The 24355-nt window shown below is 35.4% G+C and carries 22 protein-coding genes; 16 read left to right on the top strand and 6 right to left on the bottom strand.

Annotation, left to right across the window (positions count from 1 at the left end):
- Positions 1–134 precede the first annotated feature (134 nt).
- From ACFSQS_RS03195 to ACFSQS_RS03180, 4 genes are all read left to right on the top strand, one after another.
- Positions 135–1370 carry a DUF6638 family protein gene (locus ACFSQS_RS03195; RefSeq protein ID WP_388013990.1) on the top strand — a complete coding sequence of 412 codons (1236 nt, stop codon included), beginning with the start codon at positions 135–137 and terminating at the stop codon, positions 1368–1370.
- A gap of 59 nt (positions 1371–1429) precedes the next feature.
- Positions 1430–1741: a GIY-YIG nuclease family protein gene (locus ACFSQS_RS03190; RefSeq protein ID WP_388013987.1), complete on the top strand. Its 312-nt coding sequence runs from the start codon at positions 1430–1432 to the stop codon at positions 1739–1741.
- A 42-nt stretch (positions 1742–1783) separates the two neighbouring features.
- Positions 1784–2305, top strand: coding sequence for a hypothetical protein (locus tag ACFSQS_RS03185; protein ID WP_388013984.1), 522 nt, complete (start codon positions 1784–1786; stop codon positions 2303–2305).
- 90 nt (positions 2306–2395) lie between these two features.
- Positions 2396–4090 (top strand): hypothetical protein, encoded by a 1695-nt coding sequence (locus tag ACFSQS_RS03180; RefSeq protein WP_388013982.1) that lies wholly within the window; start codon positions 2396–2398, stop codon positions 4088–4090.
- Positions 4091–4229: 139 nt separating this feature from the next.
- Here the strand turns inward: ACFSQS_RS03180 and ACFSQS_RS03175 are convergent, their stop codons facing one another.
- From ACFSQS_RS03175 to ACFSQS_RS03165, 3 genes are read right to left on the bottom strand one after another with little or no spacing between them, the layout of a single operon-like run.
- Positions 4230–4823: a sugar transferase gene (locus ACFSQS_RS03175; protein WP_388013979.1), complete on the bottom strand. Its 594-nt coding sequence runs from the start codon at positions 4821–4823 to the stop codon at positions 4230–4232.
- Positions 4823–5200: a hypothetical protein gene (locus tag ACFSQS_RS03170; protein WP_388013976.1), complete on the bottom strand. Its 378-nt coding sequence runs from the start codon at positions 5198–5200 to the stop codon at positions 4823–4825. The genes ACFSQS_RS03175 and ACFSQS_RS03170 overlap by 1 nt, the downstream gene beginning before the upstream one ends.
- A 33-nt stretch (positions 5201–5233) precedes the next feature.
- Positions 5234–6433, bottom strand: a complete 1200-nt coding sequence (locus ACFSQS_RS03165) for an alanine dehydrogenase (RefSeq protein WP_388013973.1) — start codon at positions 6431–6433, stop codon at positions 5234–5236.
- Positions 6434–6595: 162 nt separating this feature from the next.
- Here ACFSQS_RS03165 and ACFSQS_RS03160 point away from each other — a divergent pair, with 162 nt between their 5' ends.
- A complete protein-coding gene (locus ACFSQS_RS03160; RefSeq protein ID WP_388013970.1) occupies positions 6596–8998 on the top strand; it encodes an outer membrane beta-barrel protein in 2403 nt (800 codons plus the stop codon).
- A 19-nt stretch (positions 8999–9017) separates the two neighbouring features.
- Here the strand turns inward: ACFSQS_RS03160 and ACFSQS_RS03155 are convergent, their stop codons facing one another.
- The 3 genes from ACFSQS_RS03155 to porX form a co-directional block, all read right to left on the bottom strand.
- On the bottom strand, positions 9018–9557 hold the full coding sequence (locus tag ACFSQS_RS03155) for a hypothetical protein (RefSeq protein WP_388013967.1): 540 nt from the start codon (positions 9555–9557) through the stop codon (positions 9018–9020).
- 266 nt (positions 9558–9823) lie between these two features.
- Positions 9824–10246 carry a tRNA (adenosine(37)-N6)-threonylcarbamoyltransferase complex ATPase subunit type 1 TsaE gene (gene tsaE / locus ACFSQS_RS03150; RefSeq protein WP_388013964.1) on the bottom strand — a complete coding sequence of 141 codons (423 nt, stop codon included), beginning with the start codon at positions 10244–10246 and terminating at the stop codon, positions 9824–9826.
- 104 nt (positions 10247–10350) lie between these two features.
- Complete coding sequence (porX, locus tag ACFSQS_RS03145) at positions 10351–11898, bottom strand: T9SS response regulator signal transducer PorX (protein WP_388013961.1); 1548 nt, start codon at positions 11896–11898, stop codon at positions 10351–10353.
- Positions 11899–11983: 85 nt separating this feature from the next.
- On the opposite strand from porX, the gene ACFSQS_RS03140 reads away from it, so the two are divergent.
- From ACFSQS_RS03140 to hisG, 11 genes are all read left to right on the top strand, one after another.
- Positions 11984–13204 (top strand): HD domain-containing protein, encoded by a 1221-nt coding sequence (locus ACFSQS_RS03140; RefSeq protein ID WP_388013958.1) that lies wholly within the window; start codon positions 11984–11986, stop codon positions 13202–13204.
- 180 nt (positions 13205–13384) lie between these two features.
- Positions 13385–14407: a UDP-3-O-(3-hydroxymyristoyl)glucosamine N-acyltransferase gene (gene lpxD, locus ACFSQS_RS03135; protein WP_388013955.1), complete on the top strand. Its 1023-nt coding sequence runs from the start codon at positions 13385–13387 to the stop codon at positions 14405–14407.
- Positions 14398–15804: a bifunctional UDP-3-O-[3-hydroxymyristoyl] N-acetylglucosamine deacetylase/3-hydroxyacyl-ACP dehydratase gene (locus ACFSQS_RS03130; RefSeq protein ID WP_388013952.1), complete on the top strand. Its 1407-nt coding sequence runs from the start codon at positions 14398–14400 to the stop codon at positions 15802–15804. The genes lpxD and ACFSQS_RS03130 overlap by 10 nt, the downstream gene beginning before the upstream one ends.
- A gap of 2 nt (positions 15805–15806) precedes the next feature.
- Entirely contained in the window at positions 15807–16592 is a 786-nt protein-coding gene (lpxA, locus tag ACFSQS_RS03125) for an acyl-ACP--UDP-N-acetylglucosamine O-acyltransferase (RefSeq protein ID WP_388013949.1), read from the top strand.
- Positions 16593–16636: 44 nt separating this feature from the next.
- Positions 16637–17203: an elongation factor P gene (gene efp, locus ACFSQS_RS03120; protein ID WP_388013946.1), complete on the top strand. Its 567-nt coding sequence runs from the start codon at positions 16637–16639 to the stop codon at positions 17201–17203.
- Positions 17204–17294: 91 nt separating this feature from the next.
- A complete protein-coding gene (locus tag ACFSQS_RS03115; protein ID WP_388013943.1) occupies positions 17295–18239 on the top strand; it encodes a UDP-3-O-(3-hydroxymyristoyl)glucosamine N-acyltransferase in 945 nt (314 codons plus the stop codon).
- A 76-nt stretch (positions 18240–18315) separates the two neighbouring features.
- Positions 18316–19188, top strand: a complete 873-nt coding sequence (gene sucD, locus ACFSQS_RS03110; protein ID WP_388013940.1) for a succinate--CoA ligase subunit alpha — start codon at positions 18316–18318, stop codon at positions 19186–19188.
- 263 nt (positions 19189–19451) lie between these two features.
- On the top strand, positions 19452–20198 hold the full coding sequence (gene fabG / locus ACFSQS_RS03105; protein ID WP_388013937.1) for a 3-oxoacyl-[acyl-carrier-protein] reductase: 747 nt from the start codon (positions 19452–19454) through the stop codon (positions 20196–20198).
- 57 nt (positions 20199–20255) lie between these two features.
- Complete coding sequence (locus tag ACFSQS_RS03100) at positions 20256–22289, top strand: VWA domain-containing protein (RefSeq protein ID WP_388013934.1); 2034 nt, start codon at positions 20256–20258, stop codon at positions 22287–22289.
- A 12-nt stretch (positions 22290–22301) separates the two neighbouring features.
- A complete protein-coding gene (locus ACFSQS_RS03095; RefSeq protein WP_388013931.1) occupies positions 22302–23117 on the top strand; it encodes a prohibitin family protein in 816 nt (271 codons plus the stop codon).
- A 336-nt stretch (positions 23118–23453) separates the two neighbouring features.
- Positions 23454–24311, top strand: coding sequence for an ATP phosphoribosyltransferase (hisG, locus tag ACFSQS_RS03090; protein WP_388013927.1), 858 nt, complete (start codon positions 23454–23456; stop codon positions 24309–24311).
- Positions 24312–24355 lie beyond the last annotated feature (44 nt).

Here is a 24355-nt window from a genome sequence, read left to right as displayed (position 1 = left end):
TTTGTTATTCCTGCGAAGGCAGGAATCCAGTTTTGAAAATGATATGTATTCGTGTCCCGAAGTTTCGGGAGTGGCAAATAAAAATAAATTAGAACTATAAATAATGAGATTCCTGCCTGCGCAGGAATAAAAAAATGCAAAAACTAAAACAAGCAAAACTATATAGAAACGAACTCATTCCCGTAAGCGGAAAACTAGTTGAGCGTTATAACAAATGCTTGGTAAAACTTGGATTTACCAAAACAAAACTTAAAACCTTTTCTATTGATGGTATGGGTTGGAGTCCCGAAATTGCTGAGGAAAAAAAGGAACTTCATTACTTAAATAACGGCGATGCAAATCCACATGGAATCATCATTACACCATTGCAAAAAGGTAAACCAGTGTATGTGCCGTTTCATACGTTCGATAGAGATATAATGAAATTCGTTTTCAAAATTCACGAAAGCAAAATAAATGATATTACACGCGATTGCGCAATATGTTTGGATTTCGACCAAAACATAGATGCCTTTTACGAACCCTTGGATGTTTTAAAATACAAAATCATTTCCATCAGTTTTCATTTAATAAACGATTTAGACAAAATTAAAGCGCAGCAACTGGAACTCATTGAAACCTTCAATAGAGGCAATAATTTTATAGATGAAACTATACATCAGCAATTATTAGAATCGGCTAAAAAACATGGAGATTTACGCAACAGAGATTTAGATTTACACGAATTGCAATTTACAACAGATTCTTTTTACACCAAGGCTTTTGGAGGTGTGTATGTATTGAGAGATTTTATAAAACCCATTGTGGTTTTTGAAGATGAAAAATGGCATAAAGAAGCTATAAAAAATGTGAGTTACGATGTACTTATCTATCATATTCATCAGCCCGAATTAATGGATAAACTCCGCGACCATGTGATTATTGAATACGATTTGGAAGCCGTAGTAAAAACAAAACGATACGAGCGAATCAAAAAATTTGAAATGTTTCAGGCCATAAAAAAGCCGCAACATCCTATTAAAAATATTTTAAACGATCCGTTGCTTTATAAAAGTTATCTTAATAAACTAGATATCGAAACTCGAAAAAAAGTAATGAGTGTGGAGCGTTATTTAGAAAAAATAGAAACCAGCAATCAATTTAAAATCGCCGATATTGTAGATGTAAAGTTGTTTGAAGCCTTGCACCAACCACATTCCTCGTTAGAGGGAAAACACCAAGATTTAATTTGGATGCTTTTGGTAAATGTAGCACCAAAAGATGTTTTGTATTTGTATTGGTACGATAAAGAAGCGTTTTACAATAGTTTTAAAACTTGGGACGATTCCTTTAAAGATTGGGTAATTGAGACGATTGGTAACAATATTTGATAATTATAGACTAATTTTATAGAAACTATTTTGTCATTCTGCGCTACGACGCAGAATCCATGTTTAAAATGAAAGGAAATTATTATCAATTTTATGTTTACATACTTTCCAATAAGAAAAATGGAACTCTATATATTGGAATGACAAATGATTTGGAGAGAAGAATGTTTGAACATAAACAAAGGCTAGTTTCGGGGTTTACTTCAAAATATGGATTAGGAAAATTAATGTATTTCGAACAATTTCAATATGTTGATGATGCTATTAAAAGAGAGAAGCAATTAAAGAATTGGAATAGACAATGGAAAATAGATTTAATTGAAAAGGAGAATAAAAGTTGGAAAGATTTGTCTTTCGATTGGAAATATTAATGGATCCTGAATCAAGTTCAGGATGACAAAACACTTAAAATTATGACACTAGAACTTATTGTATTCATTGCCTCTATATTATTTGGTGCATTAATATATTGGAGAGAATCTCACGGAAACGGACTCTATCGATTTTTTAATAAACTGATGTATTCCAAAGCATTACAAATGAAGCCAACTGATAAAACGGGTTTTGTATATCAACAAAAATTTATAATTCGTTTGGTATTCATCGGTTTCTTATTTTTAATAGGGATCGTAATTACCAGATTTTTAATACCGATTGATATAGCGACTATTTCCATATTTGCATCCATGATTTTAGGAACTTTAATTGGAACGTATTTGGCTGGTTTTATTTTTAAATCCAGTAAAGTAATCGAGGAGAAAAGCGATTCTCTTGGTGATATAATGGAAGATGCCGTTGAAAAAGGAAAAGATTTTATCGAAGATTTAAAAACTAAAGATGCCAATGTAGTTGAAGAAAATGAAGCTACAAAAGAAGCACCAAAAACTCAAGAAAAAAGTGCGCGCGAACGCTTAAAAGATAAAGGGTTGTTGTAAAGTTTGTCATTCCTGCGAAGGCAGGAATCCACTTTTAAACAATTTAGTATAAACAAATAGATTCCTGCCTTTGGAGTAATGACAAAAATTATGATAAGAAACTACTGGAATAAAGGAAAAAAACAAAAAAAAATTACGATAATCGTTGGTTTAATTTTATTAATCGCCTTGTTTGTGTTGCGCGACGATTATCAACCAGCCTTACTATTTTTAAGAAAATTCATTTTCATAATCCTGTTATGTGCCGCTGTTTTGTTTTTCGGATTGCATAAGTTTAGAAACTCAGCAAGTACGGGAGCTCGTTTGGGTATTTTAGCACTGTTAGTTGTTTTCTTCGGAATATTATATGCAATAGGATGGCATTTTAAAATGTACGATTACATGAAAACCTACAATGTGTTTAATAACCTTAATCGTATTGAAATTAATGAATTGCCATTAACACAAAACGAGCGTATTCAACCGCTACAAAATATTGCATCTATGGCAAATGAAAGCGTAGGCGAAACCAAAGATGTATCGCTACCACATTTAGTAAGAGTTGATGGCGAAAATAAATGGACCATGGCCATTCAGCCCACCGAAAAGTACGTTTGGCAAGGTATAACCGATAATACCGAGGAAGTTTTTTCGGTATCGAGTACAACACCATTCCCAAGGTTTTCGAGCGAAAATAGAATTGCTGTAACCTTCTCTATTGGAGAATCTTTAAAATTTAGCCGAAACACCTATAATGCGGTTGTGCAGCGCTTCAATCTGTTGCAGTTATTTACCATGGAACCCAGCGATACGTTTTACATAAAAAACGATACGGGGCAATGGGTGCAAGTGGTAAGTTTAATTAAATGGAAAGGTTTTTTGTTTCCGTATCCAACCTTTGGTGGCGTTATGGTTATTGAAAATGGCGCGCACGATTTTAGCGATTATATAGAGCGTATTTTAATAGGAAAGGGCACTTATATCAGTCCGACTGAAATGAAAAATCACCCCTTTTTAAACGGACAAAACACTTTGGCTGAAAAAGTATCGAGGATTCAAGCTGAATCTTTAAAGTTTTTAGGCGGTTTTAGCGACCCGTTACCTTGGAATATGGAGACTGCTGTTAAAATTCCGCAGCTACCAAAAGACCAAAACCAGCAACCATTTGTAACCGATTTCGATTTTTCCGATACCAATTCCAATGCCTATAGCGGTTTGTACCATTGGTTTGGTTTAGAGCCCGTTGGCGACGAGCGTACCAGTTTAACCTTTAGCGTTTTTGTGCCCGCAGATGGTAGTAACGTGTTGTATTATTACGATCATGCTGCAAAAAAACAAGGTTATGCCGGTGTTTCGGCAATGCCGTTAAAGGTTAAGGAATCGAGAAAAGAATACGATTGGACCGCCAATACCCCGGTAGAATTTAGGCCCTACATTAAAGATATTGCAGGCAGAAAACGCATGTTCTTTTTAGGCACGGTTTCCGCGATAAGCGAAAAAAACGCAGGACAATTTGATGGCTCTGCAACACCGGATTTAGTATTGATTGATAGCGAATACCGCGATGTGATTTGGATTGATGTAAAAAAACCGAGTCTGTGGGACAAAACCGTTTACGACCAATTAAATGAAGCCTGGAGATTGAGCGAGGGCATTGGTTATTATTTTGCAGAAGAGACCAAAACTATTGATATTACTGAACAGGTTTTAGATTCAAGTTTAGTAATTCCTGTTGTTGATAAAAAGGCAGAAGCGATTGAGCGTTTACAACGGCAGATCGATTCTTTAAAAAGTATAAATAACTAATCGATTGTTTCTTTATGTTGTACTGCTAGTTTTAGCTTTTAATAATCCCAAAAGCTTTTCGTGATTATTTCATAATCTAATAAAATATCTGATTAAGTAGTGTGCCAATAAGCCAAAGAGGGCTTAAATTAGAACCAGTTTATTTTGTAATCACTTTAACAACGGTTAACAAAATAAGTTTTAAGTCTAAAAATAAATTTTGTTTTTCTATATACATTTTATTAAACCTTAATTTATCTGGTATTATGGTTTTAGTAAAATATTCTTCAGGATTATCAGCAGCTTTTAAAAGTTCAACTTCATTTCTGTATTTTAACGAAGCCAATCCGGTAATGCCCGGTCTTACTTTAAAAATCTTCATATCGTCTTCGCTATAGAAATTTACATAGTAACGCAATTCGGGTCTTGGGCCAACAAAACTCATATCGCCTTTTAAAATATTTATAAGTTGGGGAAATTCATCAATTTTATAGCGTCTTAAAAAATAACCGATTTTTGTTATGCGTTCATCATTGTTACCCAAGGTTAACAGTCCTTTGGTTTGCGAAGCGACACGCATGGTTCTAAATTTATAAATGTTGAAATCGATATTGTTTTTGCCAACACGGTTTTGGATAAATAAAACAGGCCCTTTGGAGTCTAGTTTTATTAATATGGCAATTAGTATAAAAACAGGAACGAGGAGCAGTAACCCAACGCAAGAAAAAACCAAATCGAAAGTGCGTTTTACCATTATTTAAAAGATAAATTAGTGAGTGTTGCTATGCTATCGTTATGGCAAAATACAATTATTGCTTGAGCTTCTCTAGTATTCAATTCGCCTTCAAGCATATATGTGGCACATGGTTTTTGTTGTGCTTTACTGTTTCCAAAATCAATATCGCCTTTTATCATAAAAACCTTAAGCCCATTGGTATCAATTTCTTCAGAAGAAATAGCTTTTAAAATATCAGGGCTAAATTGCAATGGTTTGGTGTTTATCCTTTTTATTACCCTAGCTTGAGGGCCATAATTGCAAGACACTTTTTTTCCGTTTAAAAAAAACGCCAAAATAATCAAACCTAATGAGAATCCGCCTAAATAATAACCAATGCGCTGTATTAATTTCATGTGCAAATAATTGTTTTAACAAGGAAAGTTGGTTTAAAAAATAAGCAAATTAATATCGCTGTAATTTAAATCGAACCATTCTCCAACAGGTTTGCTGGTTAAAATTCCGTGGTAAAAATACAATCCGTTTTTTAAACCCCTATCAAATCTCAGAGAATTTTCTATACCACCTTCCTCTGCTATTTTTAGCAAATACGGCGTAAAAATATTACTTATTGAAACAGAGGCGGTTCTGGAGTATTTTGCTGGTATATTGGGCACGCAATAGTGCACTACGCTGTGTTTTACAAAGGTTGGTTTTTTATGGGTGGTAACCTCGCTGGTTTCAAAACAACCGCCCATATCTATACTTACATCAATAATAACAGCGCCTTTTTTCATGTATTGCACCATGGCTTCGGTTACTACTATGGGCGATCTGTTTTTTCCGCGAACGGCACCAATGGCAACATCGCAGCGTTTTAGTGCTTTTGTTAGGTTTTTTGGTTGTAATGTTGATGTGAAAAGCGGCCGACCAAGATTGGTTTGAATGCTACGTAACTTGGTTATGGAATTGTCGAATATTTTAACATTGGCACCAAGTCCAATAGCGCTTCGTGCAGCAAATTCGCCCACGGTTCCAGCACCCAAAATAACTACTTCGATAGGTGGAACACCGCTAATATTGCCAAACATTAACCCATTACCGTCTTTACTGTTCGATAATAGTTCTGCCGCTATTAGTGTTGATGCCGTACCAGCGATTTCACTTAAGGACCTAACGGCAGGATAGGTGCCATCTGCATCCCTTATAAACTCGAAAGCCAATGCCGTAATGCGTTTTGATGCCAAAGCTTCAAAATATTTTTTGTCTTGGGTTTTAAGCTGTAAAGCAGATATTAATATAGCTTGTGGGTTTATTAGTTTTATTTGCTCTAAGCTTGGGGGCTCTACTTTTAATATCATAGGGCAAGAAAAAACCTTGGCTGTATCTTTTGTTATTTCTGCGCCTGCTTCACTGTAATCCTTGTCGCTAAAATTAGCGCCTTCGCCAGCTCCAGATTCCAATAAAACCCGGTGCCCATTGTAAACAAGTGCCGATACAGCATCTGGAGTTAAACACACTCTTTTTTCTTGATATGCTGTTTCTTTGGGTATTCCAATAAAAAGCTCGCCTTTGCGTTTGTTTATTTCAAGCATTTCTTCTTGAGGCAATAATTGCTGCATTGTAAAAGGTGACAGGGATTTTGACATGTTTGGATTGTTTAATAAAAAATCAAATTACGAATAAAAATCTGAATGTTTTACATCACAGCTCAAAGTTTTTTAAATCTTTGTAGGAAAAAATTTTGATTTATTGTAGATTTACGGCTATTTGAAATTTAACTGTATCCTAGATTTTTTTTTATTAAATTCATGAATAAGTGCTCCCTTTTTTTTCTGCTATTTGTTTTTTCATTATCCTGTTTTTCTCAAGATTTTAGCCTAAGCAGTTATGTAAAAGATGCTAATAAAAACCCCATTGCTTATGCTAACGTTATTGTTTCAGATAGTACAGAAACGTTTAAAGGGGCAACAACTAACGAAAAGGGATATTTTATAATTAATAACTTAAACACAGGGAAATACACCATTAAAGTAAGTTACTTGGGCTACGCCACTTACACAACTGTTATTGATGTAAATAAAAATACCGCATTAAGTCATATTGTTTTAGAAGAAAACCCAGAGGCACTAGACAATGTAATGGTTTATGCAAAAAAACCAACGGTAAAGCGATTGGTGGATCGCTTGGTTTTTAATGTTGAAAACTCAACCTTATCAAACAACAATGTTTTAGATGTGTTAAAACATACTCCTGGTGTGTTGGTTTTTGATGGTATAATTACTGTTAAAAATACTGCACCAACAGTATATATAAACGACAGAAAGGTGCATTTATCTTCGAGTGAAATTCAGCAATTGCTTGAGGGCACATCGGCCACCAACATAAAATCTATCGAGGTTATTACCAACCCACCGGCTAAATACGAAGCCGAAGGTGGGGCCGTGCTAAACATTGTAACGAGTAAAAACATTATTAGCGGCTATAACGGTAGTTTTTTTGGCAATTATAAACAAGGTTCTGAATTCCCAAAGTACGCTCTAGGCAGCAGTCATTTTTTTAAAAGCAAAAAGTTAAACACGTATTTTAATTACAGTATAAATCCCAGAAAAGATTTTAGGCATAATACCGAATCTCTTAATTTTACCGATGATACCAGTTGGGAAACCGATTTTAAAAGAACACGGAAATCTGCAAACCAAAACATAAATGCTAATATAGATTACGATATTAACGAAAACAATAGTCTAGGCTTTTCTGCAAATATTTTAATGGCCCCAAGAAAACCCAGCCAAACAAAAGTAAACTCTTTAACCCAAGTTTTTAATATTAACAGAGTTTTAGACTCTACGTTCCATACCATTAACAATAAGGTTAACGAAACACATAATTTGGCTTTTACGCTAGATTATACCCATAAATTAAAAAACGCAGGCGAGAAACTATCTGCAAGCTTACACCACACCAATTATGATTTTTCTGGTTTTCAAGATGTAAAAACAGATTACTTTATGCCAAATAATTCGGTTGCATTTAGGAACAATAAATTCCAAACCTTTTCCCACCAAGATATAAAGTTATATACCGCCCAAATAGACTACGAATTGCCTATTAGCGATTTGGCACATTTTGAGGCCGGGGCGAAATTATCTAATATTAATTCTGAAAGTGACTTAAAACAGTTTACTTTTGAAAACGGCGTAAAAACCGAAGACTTGCAAAACTCTGATACCTTTTTATACGACGAATTAAATTACGCCGCCTATGCCAGTTACTCAAAAGATTGGGAGTCTTGGAGCTTAAAAGCTGGGCTTAGGGTAGAGTTTACAGATATTAGGGGCAATTCAAGGTCTGCTAACCAAAAGAATACGAATAACTATATTAAGTTTTTTCCGTCCTTCCATATTTTAAATAAGTTGAATGGCAATAACGAGTTGTATTTTAATTATAACCGACGCATTTACAGGCCCAGATACAGCCAGCTTAACCCATTTAAATACTTTTTAAACGACAATGCCTATATTACCGGCGACCCCAATTTAAAACCCCAAATAGACGACAGCTTTACTTTGGGTTATACCCTAAATAACAAATATACCTTTGAGGTGTATTACCGCTACGAAAAAGACCCAACACTGGAAATCGTGTTTCAAGACAACAATGATAATATCCTAAAAAACATCAACACAAATATTGATAGAAGTATATCTTATGGTTTAGATTTTACTACTTATACAGGCATTGCAACTAATTGGAATCTTTATGCATATTCTTCTGTTTATTATTACGACAATCAGTTCTTCGCTTTAGAGAGCAATAATGCGCTAACCAATATAGATAAGTGGTCTGTGTATGCACAAATTATCAACTATTTTACTTTCCTTAAAGATAAAAGTTTAACAGCCGATATGTCCTTTTTGTACATATCGTCACTTGTTGATGGGCCATCAGTAATCAGTGATAGATTAGGTTTAGATTTAAGCCTAAGAAAAACATTATGTAACAATAGGGCAACTATAAGTATTGGTGTAACCGATATTTTTAACACTCTAAATTTTACAAAAACCACCAAATATTTAAACCAAGATGTGTTTTTTAAATCTGGAATAGAAAACAGGTTATTTACTTTTGGGTTTAACTACAAGTTTGGCAATTACAGATTGCGTACCAATAAGAAAGCGATTGATTTAGAGGAGCGCGATAGATTAGATTAAGCAATAGTAATAGTACTAATTAAAAATATTGTTTAATTCTTTGCCAAAAGTTTTTAGGAGATATTTTAAACTCATCTTCCAATTCTTCTAAGCTTTTGTTGGCTTCATTTATTCTGTTAAATATTCTGGCCCTAATTAGATAAATAGAAGGTACAATTACTGCCATTATGGGTATTAAATACATGAGTTGGTTTTTGTCAAAAAACATCAAATCATCATTTAAAATGCTAAATATTTGATAAGTGTACATGGAGATAGGGACTAACAATGCATGATACCACCAATGTCTGCAAGTAAAAAACCATATAAACAAAAGAAAAAGTGGTATAAACTTACCGGTTAAAGTCCACATTGCCATAGCAGCACTTTCAAAATAGCCACTGTTATAGGTAAACAAAAAAGTGTCCCAAACAGGTACGTCTGGGACACTCTCGTATAAATAAAACAAATAAGGCGTCATGGCAATTAGGGTGGCAACAATGCTACCTATTACCAAACTACTCTTATCCTTTGGTCGGAATTTTGACTCTGTCTTTTCTAACTGCTGTTTCTTGTGCATCGAGGTTATACTGATTAGCTGCTTGCGCTAAAAATAACATGCCTCCGAAAATTGCGATTGCGATTAAATACTTTTTAGTTTTCATTCTTTAAGGGATTTAAATTAATTAATTATTTATATCCTCAAAAGTAATTTATGGCTATCTTGAAAATAAGCTTAAAATGTTAAAAAAATGTTAAAAACAGTGTTTTTCAAAATTTCAGCTGCGGGTTTCCCGTAAATCTTCAAAAATCGGAGCAATTTATGTTATTCTGTTATTCAAAAATTTAATTAATTTTATTTGTTTGTTGTAATTTAACAATCCTTTTGTTGTTACTTTCAAAACCGATGTGTATTGCATTAACATCTTCATACAATATAGATTCGATTTTTTCTGGCCATTCAATTAGTTTCAAATACTCTGAATCTAAATAATCTTCAATACCAAAATTATAGGCTTCTTCTATATAGTTAATTCTATACAAATCAAAATGATAAACCAATCCGGTTTCAATTTCATATTCATTAACAATAGAAAAAGTAGGGCTACTTACTTCGTCTTTACTGCCCAGTATTTTAACTATAGCTTTTATTAGCGTTGTTTTTCCAGCACCCATGGCGCCATAGAACAATAAAGTTTTACTGGTTGCATTTTCAATTATTTTTTTGGCAACCGTATCAACTTCATTTAACTCATAACTAATTTTCAATGTGCAAATATTTATTATGCAATGTTAATTAAAATTTTGATTAAAACCTAACAGCAAATGTATTTCGTCGGATATTTTAGTATTACGTGGATTATTTAGGTGTTTTATTTGGGTTTTAAAACTACAAACGGAATAATCATTTCCTCCAATGATACGCCACCATGTTGATAGGTATTTCTAAAATAACTAACATAGTGGTTGTAGTTGTTTGGGTAGGCAAAAAACAGGTCGCTTTTTGCAAAAATAAAAGAGCTGCTCATGGTTATTGAAGGCAGGTGTATGTCTTTTGGGTTTTTGGCTACAAGTACATCCTTATTATCGTAGGTTAAGCTTCGGCCGGTTTTATAGCGCAGGTTTAAACTGGTGTCTCTGTCGCCTACAACTTTCGATGGGTTTTTTACGTTAATGGTACCGTGGTCCGTGGTGAGCATTAGCTTAAAACCAAGCTGTTGTGCAAGCTGAATCATTTCTAACAGCGGAGAGTTTTTAAACCAACTTAATGCTAAAGACCGGTATGCTTTATCGTTTGATGCCAACTCTTTAACAACCTCCATTTCGGTTTTGGAATGCGAAAGCATATCTACAAAATTATACACTAACACCGTTAAATGGTTGTTTTTTAGTGCGTTGAAATTTTCCACAAGTTTTTTTCCTGTTTTTAGGTTTGTTATTTTATGGTATTCGTAGTTTAAATCGTTTAATCCCAATCGCTTCATTTGGGTTTCTAAAAACTCGGCTTCATAAAGGTTTTTTCCACCTTCGTCGGTATCGTTTTTCCAATACTGCGGAAATAGTTTTTCCATATCGCCGGGCATTAACCCAGAGAAAATAGCATTTCTGGCGTATTGGGTTGCGGTTGGAAGAATGCTAAAAAAGGCATCTTCGGTTTCTTTTTTGTAGTAATTGTTAATTATGGGCTCGAAAACTTTCCATTGGTCGTAGCGCAAATTATCTATAACCACAAGTATTGTGGGCTGTTCTTTGCTTAACTGGGGCGCTATTTTTTCTTTAAACAAGGTGTGCGACATTATGGGAGCCTCTGTATTGGGCTGGAACCATTGGGCGTAATTTTTGTCTATAAATTTCCCAAACTGGATGTTGGCTTCGTTTTTTTGGGACTCTAAAATCTCGAACATGCCCGCGTCTTCAATGTCTTCTAATTGAATTTCCCAATAAATGAGTTTTTGATAAAGAGTTACCCATGATTCATAAGTATTAACCATAGATAAATCCATGGCTATCTTTCTAAATTCTTGCTGGTAATTTGAGGTTGTTTTCTCTGAAACCAATCTGGAATGGTCCAAGTTTTTTTTTAGGCTTAACAAGATTTGGTTTGGGTTAACGGGCTTGATCAAATAGTCTGCTATTTTGTTGCCAATAGCTTCTTCCATAATATATTCCTCTTCACTTTTGGTAATCATTACCACAGGGAGGTTGTCTTGTTTTTCCTTAATTTCGTTCAGGGTTTCAAGTCCGGTTAACCCGGGCATGTTTTCATCTAAAAAAACAATATCAAATTTGGCGTCGTCTAACACATCGATAGCTTCGCTACCGCTATTGCATGTGGTAACCTTGTAATTTTTCTTTTCTAAAAATAAAATGTGCGGTTTCAGCAAATCTATTTCATCATCGACCCAAAGTATATTTATCATAATTATTAAATGTGTTATTGTTTTAAATGCCCATTATGGGCTTCATTGGTTATATTTGTAAAGTAGTAAATAAAAACTTTAACGATTGAACAAACTTAAAATATTAAACGACCCAATTTACGGTTTTATTACCATACCAAGCACCCTTATTTTCGATTTAATACAGCACAGGTACTTCCAGCGTTTGCGCAGAATTACTCAAATGGGCATGTCTTATTTGGTGTATCCCGGAGCGCACCATACGCGTTTTCATCACGCCATTGGCTGCATGCATTTAATGCAGCAGGCGGTTAATGTGCTTAGGTTTAAGGGAGTTAGTATTAGCAAAGTAGAAGAAGAAGCCCTGTATGTTGCTATATTGTTGCACGATATTGGCCATGGCCCGTTCTCGCATGCCATGGAGCACAGTATTGTAAACAACGTATCGCACGAGCAAATTTCGTTGCTTTTTATGGAGCGTTTAAACGAAGAATTTAACTCAAATTTAACGTTGGCCATAAGCATATTTAAAGGCGAGTACCACCGCAATTTTATGTGCGAGCTAATTTCTGGGCAATTGGACATGGATAGGGCCGATTATTTAAAGCGCGACAGTTTTTACACGGGCGTTGCAGAAGGCAACATTAACAGCGAGCGCTTAATAACCATGTTGAATGTTGTGGACGACGAATTGGTGGTTGAAGAAAAAGGCATCTATAGTGTCGAAAAATTTTTAGTGGCCAGAAGGCTAATGTACTGGCAGGTATATTTGCACAAAACCGGTTTAGTGGCAGAGCAACTGCTTATTAGGGTTTTAAAGCGTGCCAAGGAGTTAACCAACCAAGGGGCAAAGTTAAATGCCAGCAAGCCACTTCAGTATTTTTTGCACCGTGAAATTTCGATAGACGATTTTAACAACGAAACCTTAAATATCTTTTCGCAGTTAGATGATTACGATATTGTTTCAGCAATGAAAGCATGGCAACACCACAACGATTTTGTACTGCGCAATTTATGCGAAATGATAATAAATAGAAATTTACTGAAAATTAAAATGAAGAACAAGCGTATTAAAAACCATAAGCTGGAAAATCATTTAAAAGCGCTAACAGAACAATACGGAATAACCAACCAAGAGGCTTCTTATTTTGTGTTTAACGGTCATATTTCAAACCAGGCCTATCAGCTAAAACACCAAAATATAAATATAATGCACAAATCGGGTAAAATCGAGGATATTGTTAAAGCATCCGACCAGCTAAACCTTAAAGCCCTGTCCAAACCCGTAACCAAATATTATATCTGTTATCCAAAAGCCTATATTTAAGCCAATAAACAATAGATGCCATCTCATGAAAAACTTTAGTACATTTTTCCTATTTTTGCGGTAATTTATAAAACAACAAATATTAAAGTGTGAAATGAGCATACTTAAAACAATAACGATAAACAATATTTTCCCTGTGCGAATTGCATCTGACTTTATAACCACATTACTTTTAAGCAGATGAAATTTACAGCACAACAAATAGCAGATATTTTAGAGGGCGAAGTGGTTGGCAATACCAATATAGAGGTATCAAAACTATCAAAGATTGAAGAAGGTACAGCAGGATCTTTAACCTTTCTTGCAAACCCTAAATACACACCATATATATATTCTACCAAAGCATCGATAACCATTGTGGACAAAACCTTCAATCCGGAAAACAAAATACGCACTACGCTTATAAAAGTAGAAGATGCCTACAAATCGTTTTCAAAATTACTAGAATATTACAATCAAATAAAAAACAACAAAACAGGTATCGAAAGCCCCGTTTTTTTATCTGATAGCTCAACACATGGCGAGAATGTATATATAGGAGCATTTGCTTATATTGGAGAAAACGTGCACCTGGGCAACAATGTTAAAATCTACCCCAATGCCTACATTGGCGACAATGTGGCTATAGATGATAATACTGTTGTGTTTTCTGGAGCCAAAATATATTCAGATTGCATAATAGGCAAACATTGCGTTATCAATTCCGGCGTTATTATTGGAGCCGATGGCTTTGGCTACGCACCAAACAACAAAGGGGAATATAGCAAAGTACCACAAATAGGAAATGTTATTATCGAAGACCATGTAGAAGTTGGGGCTGCAACTACCATAGATAGAGCCACATTAGGATCAACCGTTATTAGGCAAGGTGTAAAATTAGACAACCAAATACAAATAGCCCACAATGTAGAGATTGGCAAAAACACCGTAATAGCAGCCCAAACCGGAATAGCAGGTTCTACCAAAATAGGAGAGAATTGCCAAATTGGAGGGCAAGTAGGCATTGTTGGGCACATTGCAATTGGCAATAACGTTAAAATACAAGCCCAATCCGGAATAGGCAGAAATGTAAAAGACAATGAAATGTTACAAGGCTCTCCGGCTTTGCCGTATGCCGATTTTAACAAATCTTACGTACACTTTAAAAATCTACCAAAAATTGTTAAAAACATTAATGATTTAGAAAAAAACAAATGGGAATAGTTAACACAGAAATAAAGCAAAAAACACTAAAGAACCAGGTGTCCTTAACCGGCGTTGGCTTGCATACAGGAAAAAACGTTACTCTAACATTTAAACCGGCAGTTGCCAATTCTGGGCTTGCGTTTAAACGCATAGATTTAGAGGGAGAACCCGTTATCGAAGCCAATGCCAACTACGTAACCAATACACAGCGTGGTACTTGCCTCGAAAAAAACGGCGTAACCATACAAACCTCAGAGCACGTGCTCGCTGCTTTAGTAGGTTTAGATATTGATAACGCCATTATCGAATTAAACGAGTCTGAACCGCCAATTATGGATGGGTCCTCAAAGTTTTTTGTTGAAGCCATCGAAAAATCTGGAATCGTAGAACTTGATGCTTTTAGAGAAGAATATGTTGTTAACAATGTTATTTCCTATACCGATGAAGAATCCGGAAGCGAAATTTTAATTATGCCCGCCAAACAATACCAGATTACCACTATGGTAGATTTTGGAACAAAGGTATTAGGCACCCAAAACGCTACCTTAAATGATATATCTGATTTTAAAAAAGACATTGCAGATTCGAGAACCTTTAGCTTTTTACACGAAATTGAAATGCTATTGGAACACGGATTGATTAAGGGCGGAGACCTAAACAATGCCATAGTTTATGTTGACAAAGAACTATCTCCAGAAACCATGGAAAAACTAAGGGTAGCATTTAAAAAAGATAACATAGCAGTAAAACCAAACGGGATATTAGACAACCTTACCCTACATCATCCCAATGAAGCAGCCAGACATAAATTACTGGATGTTTTAGGCGATTTAGCACTGGTTGGTACAAGAATTAGAGGAAAGGTAATAGCCAATAAACCCGGTCATTTTGTAAATACACAGTTTGCAAAAAAACTATCTAAAATTATAAAAAACGAGCGTCGAAACAACGTGCCAAATGTAGATTTAAACCAAACACCATTAATGGACATTACCCAAATTATGGCAATGCTACCGCACAGGCAACCCTTTTTGCTAATCGACAAGGTTTTCGAACTCTCAGACCACCATGTTATAGCCACCAAAAACGTAACCATGAACGAAGAGTTTTTTAAAGGACACTTCCCAGGTGCACCCGTAATGCCCGGTGTTTTAATTGTTGAAGCTATGGCACAAACAGGAGGCATTCTTGTTTTAAACACCGTACCCGATCCAGAAAATTACTTAACCTTTTTCATGAAGATGGACAAGGTTAAGTTTAAACAAAAAGTATCTCCTGGAGATACATTAATCTTTAAATGCGATTTAATAACACCCATACGTCGTGGTATTTGCCACATGCAAGGCTATGCTTATGCCAACGGAAAATTATGCGCAGAAGCCGAACTAATGGCTCAAATATCTAAAGTTAAATAACTATGAACCAACCACTTGCTTACGTGCATCCCGGTGCTAAAATCGCCAAAAACGTTGTTATTGAACCCTTTACAACCATACACAATAACGTAAAGATTGGAGAAGGCACCTGGATAGGCAGCAACGTTACCATAATGGAGGGAGCGCGAATTGGTAAAAATTGTAATATTTTTCCAGGATCGGTAATTTCTGCTGTGCCCCAAGATTTAAAATATAACGATGAAGACACCACCGCCGAAATAGGCGATAACGTTACCATTCGCGAATGCGTTACCATAAACAGAGGAACCGCAGACCGAATGAAAACCGTTGTTGGCGATAATTGTTTAATCATGGCCTATTGCCACATTGCACACGACTGTATTGTTGGTAAAAACTGCATTTTTTCAAATAACAGTACATTGGCAGGCCATATTACCATAGGCGATTTTGTGGTTTTAGCAGGCATGACGGCCGTTCATCAATTTGTATCAATAGGAAATCATGCTTTTGTAACGGGCGGTTCGCTGGTTAGAAAAGATGTGCCACCCTATGTAAAAGCAGCAAGAGAACCCTTGTCTTACGTGGGTATAAATTCTGTAGGATTAAGACGCCGCGGCTACACCACAGATAAAATAAGGGAAATCCAGAATATTTACAGAATACTCTACCAAAAAAACTACAACAATACTCAAGCTTCAGAAATTATAGAGGCAGAAATGGAAGCTACTCCAGAACGCGACGAAATACTCCAATTCATAAAAAATTCGCACCGCGGCATCATGAAAGGGTATTTCAAATCAAACTAATAAATCAATCAGCTTAACACACCAAGCATATTAACAAATAACAAATGGCTACTACATCAGATATTAGAAACGGATTGTGCATAAAATACAACAACGACATCTATAAAATAATTGAATTCTTACACGTAAAGCCAGGTAAGGGTCCAGCTTTTGTAAGAACGAAAATGAAAAGCGTAACAAGCGGAAAGGTATTGGAAAACACCTTTTCTGCTGGTCATAAAATCGATGATGTACGTGTTGAAACCCATAAATTTCAGTATCTATACAACGATGGCGAGTTTTATCATTTTATGAACGAAGCAGATTACACGCAAATCCGGCTATTGGAAGCTGCTTTAGACCGGCCGGATTTAATGAAGGAAGGCGAGATTGTTACCGTAATAATAAATACAGAAGACAACATGCCATTATCGGTAGAAATGCCAGCTAGTGTAATTCTAGAAGTAACGGCAACAGAACCCGGAGTAAAGGGAAATACAGCAACTAACGCTACAAAACCAGCCACGGTTGAAACCGGAGCAGAAGTTAACGTACCTTTGTTTATAAATGAGGGCGATAAAATAAAGATAGAAACCGATAAGGGTACATATAAAGAGCGTGTAAAAGAATAAAAACCGGTAGGCGGTTTTACTTCGCAGAAGGCTTTACTTGCCTTGTCATTTTATTCTGTATTGCAAATAACAGCAAACTCAAGCTTATACTATGAAATTCCCTAAGCCATATACCCTGAAAGAAATTGCGCAATTAATAGATTGCGAGTATGTTGGTGCCCAAGATTTCCCTGTTTTGGGCATGAATGAAATTCATGTGGTTAATGCAGGAGATATTGTTTTTGTAGATCACCCAAAATATTACGGTAAAGCCCTAGAATCCAATGCCACCATTGTGCTAATCAATAAAAAAGTAGATTGCCCCGAAGGAAAAGCGTTGCTTATAAGCGACGATCCGTTTAGGGATTTCAATGTGCTTACCAATTATTTCAAGCCATTTCAACCTTCAAACAACCAAATATCCAAAACCGCCAAAATTGGTAAAAACACAATAATTCAGCCCAATAGTTTTATAGGGAACAATGTCCAAATTGGAGACCATTGTATTATCCATTCCAATGTAAGCATTTACGATAATACCGTTATTGGCAATCATGTAGAAATTCACTCAGGCACTGTTTTGGGCGCCAATGCGTTCTATTACAAAAACAGGCCATCTGGATTCGACCAGTTAAAATCAGGCGGACGCGTAGTTATTGAAAACCACGTTGATATAGGAGCAGCTTGTACCATTGATAGAGGAGTAACTGCCGATACAACTATAAAAGCAGGCACAAAAATAGACAATCAAGTGCAAATAGGGCACGATACCATTATTGGTAAAAAATGCTTAATAGCCTCGCAAGTTGGTATCGCAGGCTGTGTTATTATTCAAGACGAAGTAACCATTTGGGGGCAAGTTGGCATTGCAAGTGGTATAACCATTGGGGCAAAAGCCGTAATTTCTGCAAAATCGGGTGTTAGTAAATCCTTAAAAGGCGCCAAAAGTTATTTTGGTATCCCTGCAGACGACTCTCGATTAAAATACAAAGAAATCGCATCACTAAGAAAAATTCCGGAGCTCCTGGAAAAATTAAAGCAAAACGAAAAAAAGTAATTCGGTTTTTACTTTAAAAATAGAGTTCAAAAAATTACTTTTGTAAGTGATTAAATAAAACGATAAATAATCTTCTATGAGTGTTTTAGTAAACAAAAATTCAAAAATAATAGTACAAGGTTTTACAGGTAGCGAAGGGACTTTTCACGCCAGCCAAATGATAGCATACGGTACCAATGTAGTTGGCGGTGTTACCCCAGGTAAAGGCGGGCAAACCCATTTGGACAAACCTGTTTTTAACACCGTACAAGAAGCCGTACAAAAAGTTGGTGCAGATACAACTATTATTTTTGTTCCGCCAGCATTTGCCGCCGATGCTATAATGGAAGCTGCAGATGCAGGTATTAAAGTGATAATCACTATTACAGAAGGTATTCCGGTTGCCGATATGATTACGGCTTCAAATTATATAAAAAATAAAGATTGCAGATTAATAGGCCCAAATTGCCCAGGCGTTATTACTCCGGGTGAGGCCAAAGTTGGTATTATGCCTGGGTTTGTTTTCAAAAAAGGAAAAGTGGGCATTGTCTCAAAATCAGGTACCCTAACTTACGAAGCCGCAGACCAAGTTGTAAAACAAGGCTTAGGAATCACAACAGCCATTGGAATTGGTGGCGACCCCATTATTGGCACTACAACAAAACAAGCTGTTGAGCTATTAATTAACGATCCAGAAACCAAAGCCGTTGTTATGATTGGCGAAATAGGCGGGCAATTAGAAGCCGATGCCGCAAACTGGTACAAAGCCAGCGGAAGCAAAAAACCCGTAGTTGGTTTTATTGCCGGCGAAACCGCTCCCGCAGGACGAACCATGGGGCACGCTGGCGCTATTGTTGGCGGAAGCGATGATACAGCACAAGCCAAAAAGAAAATTATGAGGGCATGTGGAATTCACGTTGTGGATTCTCCTGCCGAAATTGGAAAAAAAATAGCTGAAGTTTTAAGCTAATTATTCCAAAAAAATAGGCAATCCGTTAGCTAGTTGCGTTAACGGATTTTTTTTTTGAAATTATTTGGGCGTTACCACAAGGGTCGGGCTTTCGGCAGTCGCTTCCCGATGAAAAATCGGGAGAGCTTCAACAAATGCCTCAATCCCTAACGCAAAACAAGTTCATATTAAAATTACTAGGAATGTTGTAATATGAATAGGTAATCATTATATTTGAGTAGATAGAAAATTCAGTATTAAAAACCTAATAAACTAACTATAAAATGAAATTATTAGAAGGAAAAACAGCCATCATCACAGGAGCAAGTAGAGGTATAGGAAGAGGCATAGCAAAAGTGTTTGCAGAACAAGGTGCCAATGTAGCATTTACATACAGCTCTTCTGTAGAAGCAGCAAAAGAACTTGAAAACGAATTAAATGCCTCAGGTACAAAAGCTAAAGGCTACAAAAGCAATGCAGCAAATTTTGATGAAGCTCAAAAATTAGCAGCAGATGTTGTGGCAGAATTTGGTAGTATCGATATTTTGGTAAACAACGCCGGCATAACTAAAGACAATTTATTAATGCGTATTACCGAGGAAGATTTCGATAAAGTTATCGAAGTCAATCTAAAATCGGTTTTCAACATGACCAAGGCTGTACAGCGTACCATGCTAAAACAACGCAAAGGCTCTATAATTAACATGAGTTCGGTGGTTGGCGTAAAAGGAAATGCAGGACAAACCAATTACGCAGCCTCTAAGGCCGGAATTATAGGCTTTTCAAAATCGGTGGCATTAGAGTTAGGTTCAAGAAATATACGAAGCAATGTGGTTGCACCGGGTTTTATTGAAACCGAAATGACAGCCAAATTAGATGAAGAAGTTGTAAAAGGATGGCGTGCCGGAATTCCTTTAAAACGTGGCGGCACTCCAGAAGACATTGCCAATGTTTGCGTGTTTTTAGCCAGCGACATGAGTGCTTATGTAACAGGGCAAACCTTAAATGTAGATGGTGGTATGCTAACTTAATCTATTTTGTCATTCTCCCGAAAGAGGGAATCTCTTAAATAAAAGCTTTAAGCTTTAATGCAAACAGAAACTATATTATACATTGTTATTGCTGGAATTATAGCGCTTTTATTAGCGCTTTTTCAGTATTTTAACAAAAAGAAAAGCATGTCTAAATTGAATATGCTTTTTTCATTTTTAAGGTTTATTACCTTGTTTTCAGTTTTCTTATTACTAATCAATCCAAAGTTTGAACATGTTACGCTAACCACAGAAAAACCAAACTTAGTAATAGCTATTGATAACTCCAGCTCTATAAAACATTTAAAACAAACCGAAAATGCTCTAAGAATTATAGACAAGCTAGCCCAAAACAGCGAATTGAACAGCAGGTTTAACATCTCTAAATACAGCTTCGCAGAACAATTAAAACCGTTTGATTCCGTTATGTTTTCCGAAAAACAAACCAATATATCCAATGCGTTAAATAAGCTATCGCAAGTCTATAATACTGAAAATACAGCTACTGTTTTAATCTCCGATGGCAACCAAACCCTCGGTAACGATTACGAGTTTATAGCCTCTAAATTTAAAACCCCAATTTATCCAATTATTTTAGGCGATACCGTAACCCACACAGATTTAAAAATAAAACAACTCAATGTTAACAGATACGCCTACTTAAAAAATCGCTTCCCCATTGAAGCCATATTAACTTACAACGGAAATGCTAATGTTAATTCTCGTTTTGTGGTTACTCGTGGCAACACAACGGTTTACTCGCAAGCGGTTAATTTTACAAAGCATAAAAATTCTATAACCATTAACTTTACATTGCCTGCAAATAGTGTTGGTGTTAGTAGTTTTAAAGCGAGCATAATCCCTATTGAAAACGAGAAAAATATTATTAATAATACCAAGAATTTTGCAGTTGAAGTCATCGATCAAAAAACAAAAATTGCCATTGTTTCCGATTTTCCGCACCCCGATTTAGGCGCACTTAAAAAAAGTATTGAAAGTAACGAGCAACGCTCCGTGGTGTTTTTAAATCTAAATGAAATACTTAATCAAATAACTGATTTTCAATTGATTGTAATCAATCAGCCAAACAATAAGTTTAGGCAATTATTTGATGTAATTGATAAAGATAACAAAAACAGATTTATAATTATTGGATCTAAAACCGACTTAAATTTTGTGAATAGCATAAGTAAAAATTTTACTCACGAAATAACAAATCAAACAGAAGATTATCAAGCCGAATTAAATCTAAACTATGCACCATTTATTATTGACGGAATTGATTTTGAATCGTTTCCACCCTTAAAATCAAATTTTGGAGCTGTAAATTTCTCAATTCCTTTTGAAGCTTTACTCAATAAAAAACTGGGTAATGTTTCTACCAACCAACCACTATTGCTAACTTTTGAAATAAGCAATAGGCGAGAAGCCCTTTTATTCGGAGAAAACATCTGGCAATGGCGTGCCCAAAGTTTTTTAAACACAAAATCGTTTAACGCGTTTGATGATTTTTTAGGGAAGCTCGTTCAATATTTAGCTTCAAATAAACGCAGAAACCGATTGAATGTTGAATACGAATCGTTTTATAACGGGAGTACAAATGTTGTTATTAAAGCGCAGTTTTTCGATAAGAATTATATGTTCGATACTCGGGAAACGCTAATTATCACTGTAAAAAATAAAAATTCAAACGAAGAAAAAGTATATCCTCTTATTTTAAAAAATAATAATTATCAAGTCGATTTAAGTAGTTTGCCACCTTCAGAATATAATTTTTCGGTTAAGGCTACAAACGAAAACATCTCAAAATCAGGCACCTTTAAAATTTTAGAATACAATGTCGAGCAGCAATTTTTAAACGCCAATGTGTCAAAGCTACAACAGTTGGCTAAAAACACTGGTGGAACAAGCTATTTTATTGACGATTCAAACAATTTAATTAACAATTTATTAAGTAATAATCGTTATACAACTATTCAAAAAAGCAATAAAAATATCATACCTTTGCTGGCTTGGAAATATTTACTCTTAATTATTGCAATAAGCTTAACAAGCGAATGGTTTTTAAGAAAATATAACGGATTAATTTAAAATAAATTAGAAATGGAAAAATTACCAAAAATTGCATTACCCTTTGTAATTGTAGCGATTGTTGTCGTTATATTACTATCAAAATCTGCCGTAACCATTGGTTCTGGAGAAGCCGGAGTACTTTTTAAAACCTTTGGCGAAGGTGTTGTTATTGATGAGCCTGCCTTGGGCGAGGGCTTTCATATAGTAGCACCATGGAACAGAGTTTATGTTTATGAGGTAAGACAACAAGAAATCACCGAGAAAATGAATGTACTCTCCTCTAACGGTTTGGACATTAAATTAGAGGCTTCTGTTTGGTTTCAGCCAGATTTTAAAAACCTTGGGAAATTACACCAAGAAAAAAGCGAAATGTACAAAGAGCGTGTTTTGCTTCCTGCTATTCGTAGTGCAGCCAGAAGCGTTGTAGGGCGTTATACGCCAGAGCAATTATATTCTAGCAAACGGGATGCGATTCAACAAGAAATTTTTGAAGAAACTAAAAAAATCGTGCAAGATCAATACATTCAACTAAACGAGGTTTTGGTGCGCGATGTAACTTTGCCATCAACTATTAAAGATGCTATCGAGCGTAAATTAAAGCAAGAACAAGAATCTTTGGAGTACGAATTTAGATTGGTTACCGCCGCAAAAGAAGCCGAAAAACAAATTATTGAGGCCCAAGGTAAAGCCGATGCAAACCGTATATTAAGTGCATCGTTAACCGATAAGATACTTCAAGATAAAGGTATAGAGGCCACCATTAAATTATCTGAATCACCAAATAGTAAGGTAGTGGTTATTGGCTCTGGAGATAGCGGTATGCCAATTATACTGGGCAATCAATAAACCGTAAATTAAATTATTCAGTTTTTTTATCGTTATTTTAACAAATAAATAATCAATTATAATTATAATGAAGAAAAACCAATAATTACAAAATTTTTAAGCTTTTTTTGGAATTATAAATATTATTTACAGATATTTGTAACAAGAAAAAACAAAAAATGAAGCCTATTCAAGCACATCATCATTTTCATATTTGCTCTCAAGCGAACTGAAGATGTATTGAATAAAATCAGCATATTTTTAAACCCGTTTGAGACCATCAAGCGGGTTTTTTAATTCCCGTTAAAACGGGAATCTTTTTTATCCCGTTAACGGATAACAATTAAACTATTGAAAATGAGTAAATTAAAAATTGCAGTGCAAAAATCGGGACGTTTAAACGAAGACTCGATGCGCATTTTAAAAGACATTGGCATTTACATCGATAACGGAAAAGACCAATTAAAAGCCTCGGCCAAAGGCTTTCCGGTAGAAGTGTTTTATCTGCGAAACGGCGATATACCACAATACCTAAAAGATGGTGTGGTAGATGCCGCCATTATTGGAGAAAATGTTTTAATAGAAAAAGGTAATAACATTAAAGTGGCCGAAAAACTGGGTTTTTCAACCTGTCGGGTTTGTATTGCCGTACCAAAATCTTCAAATTATAAAACTATTAAAGATTTAGAAGGTAAGCGAATTGCCACATCGTATCCTAATACGGTACAGGGTTTTTTAAATGAAAACGGTGTAAATGCGAAACTTCATATAATTAACGGTTCGGTTGAAATTGCTCCAAATATAGGATTGGCAGACGCTATTGTCGATATTGTTTCAAGCGGAAGCACCTTATTTAAAAACAACTTAAAAGAGGTTGAAGTGATTTTAAAATCTGAAGCTGTATTAGCAGTATCGCCAATTTTAAATCAAGAAAAACAAGCCATATTAAACACGATACAATTTAGAATGCAATCGGTTTTAAAAGGCCGTAAATCCAAATATATTTTATTAAACGCGCCAAACGAAAAAATAAACCATATCATTAACTTGCTTCCAGGAATGAACAGCCCAACCGTTTTACCATTGGCAAAAGCAGGCTGGAGCTCTGTGCACTCGGTTATTGATAAAAACGAATTTTGGGATGTTATTGAAGCTTTAAAAGCCAACGGAGCAGAAGGTATTTTAGTTTGCCCAATTGAAAAAATGGTGCTATAGTTATTGGTTCTTTTATTTCCGCGTAAGCGAAAATCTAACGATCT

It is taken from the genome of Gelatiniphilus marinus, assembly GCF_042684345.1.
In the GTDB taxonomy this organism is placed as follows: Bacteria; Bacteroidota; Bacteroidia; order Flavobacteriales; family Flavobacteriaceae; genus Gelatiniphilus; species Gelatiniphilus marinus.
Note: the sequence above shows the minus strand (reverse complement) of the source record. Positions and strands in the feature narration are given on the sequence as shown.

Excerpts from the sequence above, each read along its gene's own strand:
- efp (WP_388013946.1), top strand. The coding sequence starts at position 16,637 with ATGGCTACTACATCAGATATTAGAAACGGATTGTGCATAAAATACAAC.
- hisG (WP_388013927.1), top strand. The coding sequence starts at position 23,454 with ATGAGTAAATTAAAAATTGCAGTGCAAAAATCGGGACGTTTAAACGAA.
- ACFSQS_RS03155 (WP_388013967.1), bottom strand. The coding sequence starts at position 9,557 with ATGCACAAGAAACAGCAGTTAGAAAAGACAGAGTCAAAATTCCGACCA.
- fabG (WP_388013937.1), top strand. The coding sequence starts at position 19,452 with ATGAAATTATTAGAAGGAAAAACAGCCATCATCACAGGAGCAAGTAGA.
- ACFSQS_RS03170 (WP_388013976.1), bottom strand. The coding sequence starts at position 5,200 with ATGAAATTAATACAGCGCATTGGTTATTATTTAGGCGGATTCTCATTA.
- ACFSQS_RS03130 (WP_388013952.1), top strand. The coding sequence starts at position 14,398 with ATGGGAATAGTTAACACAGAAATAAAGCAAAAAACACTAAAGAACCAG.
- ACFSQS_RS03115 (WP_388013943.1), top strand. The coding sequence starts at position 17,295 with ATGAAATTCCCTAAGCCATATACCCTGAAAGAAATTGCGCAATTAATA.
- lpxA (WP_388013949.1), top strand. The coding sequence starts at position 15,807 with ATGAACCAACCACTTGCTTACGTGCATCCCGGTGCTAAAATCGCCAAA.
- ACFSQS_RS03180 (WP_388013982.1), top strand. The coding sequence starts at position 2,396 with ATGATAAGAAACTACTGGAATAAAGGAAAAAAACAAAAAAAAATTACG.
- ACFSQS_RS03175 (WP_388013979.1), bottom strand. The coding sequence starts at position 4,823 with ATGGTAAAACGCACTTTCGATTTGGTTTTTTCTTGCGTTGGGTTACTG.
- ACFSQS_RS03195 (WP_388013990.1), top strand. The coding sequence starts at position 135 with ATGCAAAAACTAAAACAAGCAAAACTATATAGAAACGAACTCATTCCC.
- ACFSQS_RS03100 (WP_388013934.1), top strand. The coding sequence starts at position 20,256 with ATGCAAACAGAAACTATATTATACATTGTTATTGCTGGAATTATAGCG.
- porX (WP_388013961.1), bottom strand. The coding sequence starts at position 11,898 with ATGATAAATATACTTTGGGTCGATGATGAAATAGATTTGCTGAAACCG.
- ACFSQS_RS03095 (WP_388013931.1), top strand. The coding sequence starts at position 22,302 with ATGGAAAAATTACCAAAAATTGCATTACCCTTTGTAATTGTAGCGATT.
- ACFSQS_RS03165 (WP_388013973.1), bottom strand. The coding sequence starts at position 6,433 with ATGTCAAAATCCCTGTCACCTTTTACAATGCAGCAATTATTGCCTCAA.
- lpxD (WP_388013955.1), top strand. The coding sequence starts at position 13,385 with ATGAAATTTACAGCACAACAAATAGCAGATATTTTAGAGGGCGAAGTG.
- sucD (WP_388013940.1), top strand. The coding sequence starts at position 18,316 with ATGAGTGTTTTAGTAAACAAAAATTCAAAAATAATAGTACAAGGTTTT.
- ACFSQS_RS03185 (WP_388013984.1), top strand. The coding sequence starts at position 1,784 with ATGACACTAGAACTTATTGTATTCATTGCCTCTATATTATTTGGTGCA.
- ACFSQS_RS03190 (WP_388013987.1), top strand. The coding sequence starts at position 1,430 with ATGTTTAAAATGAAAGGAAATTATTATCAATTTTATGTTTACATACTT.
- ACFSQS_RS03160 (WP_388013970.1), top strand. The coding sequence starts at position 6,596 with ATGAATAAGTGCTCCCTTTTTTTTCTGCTATTTGTTTTTTCATTATCC.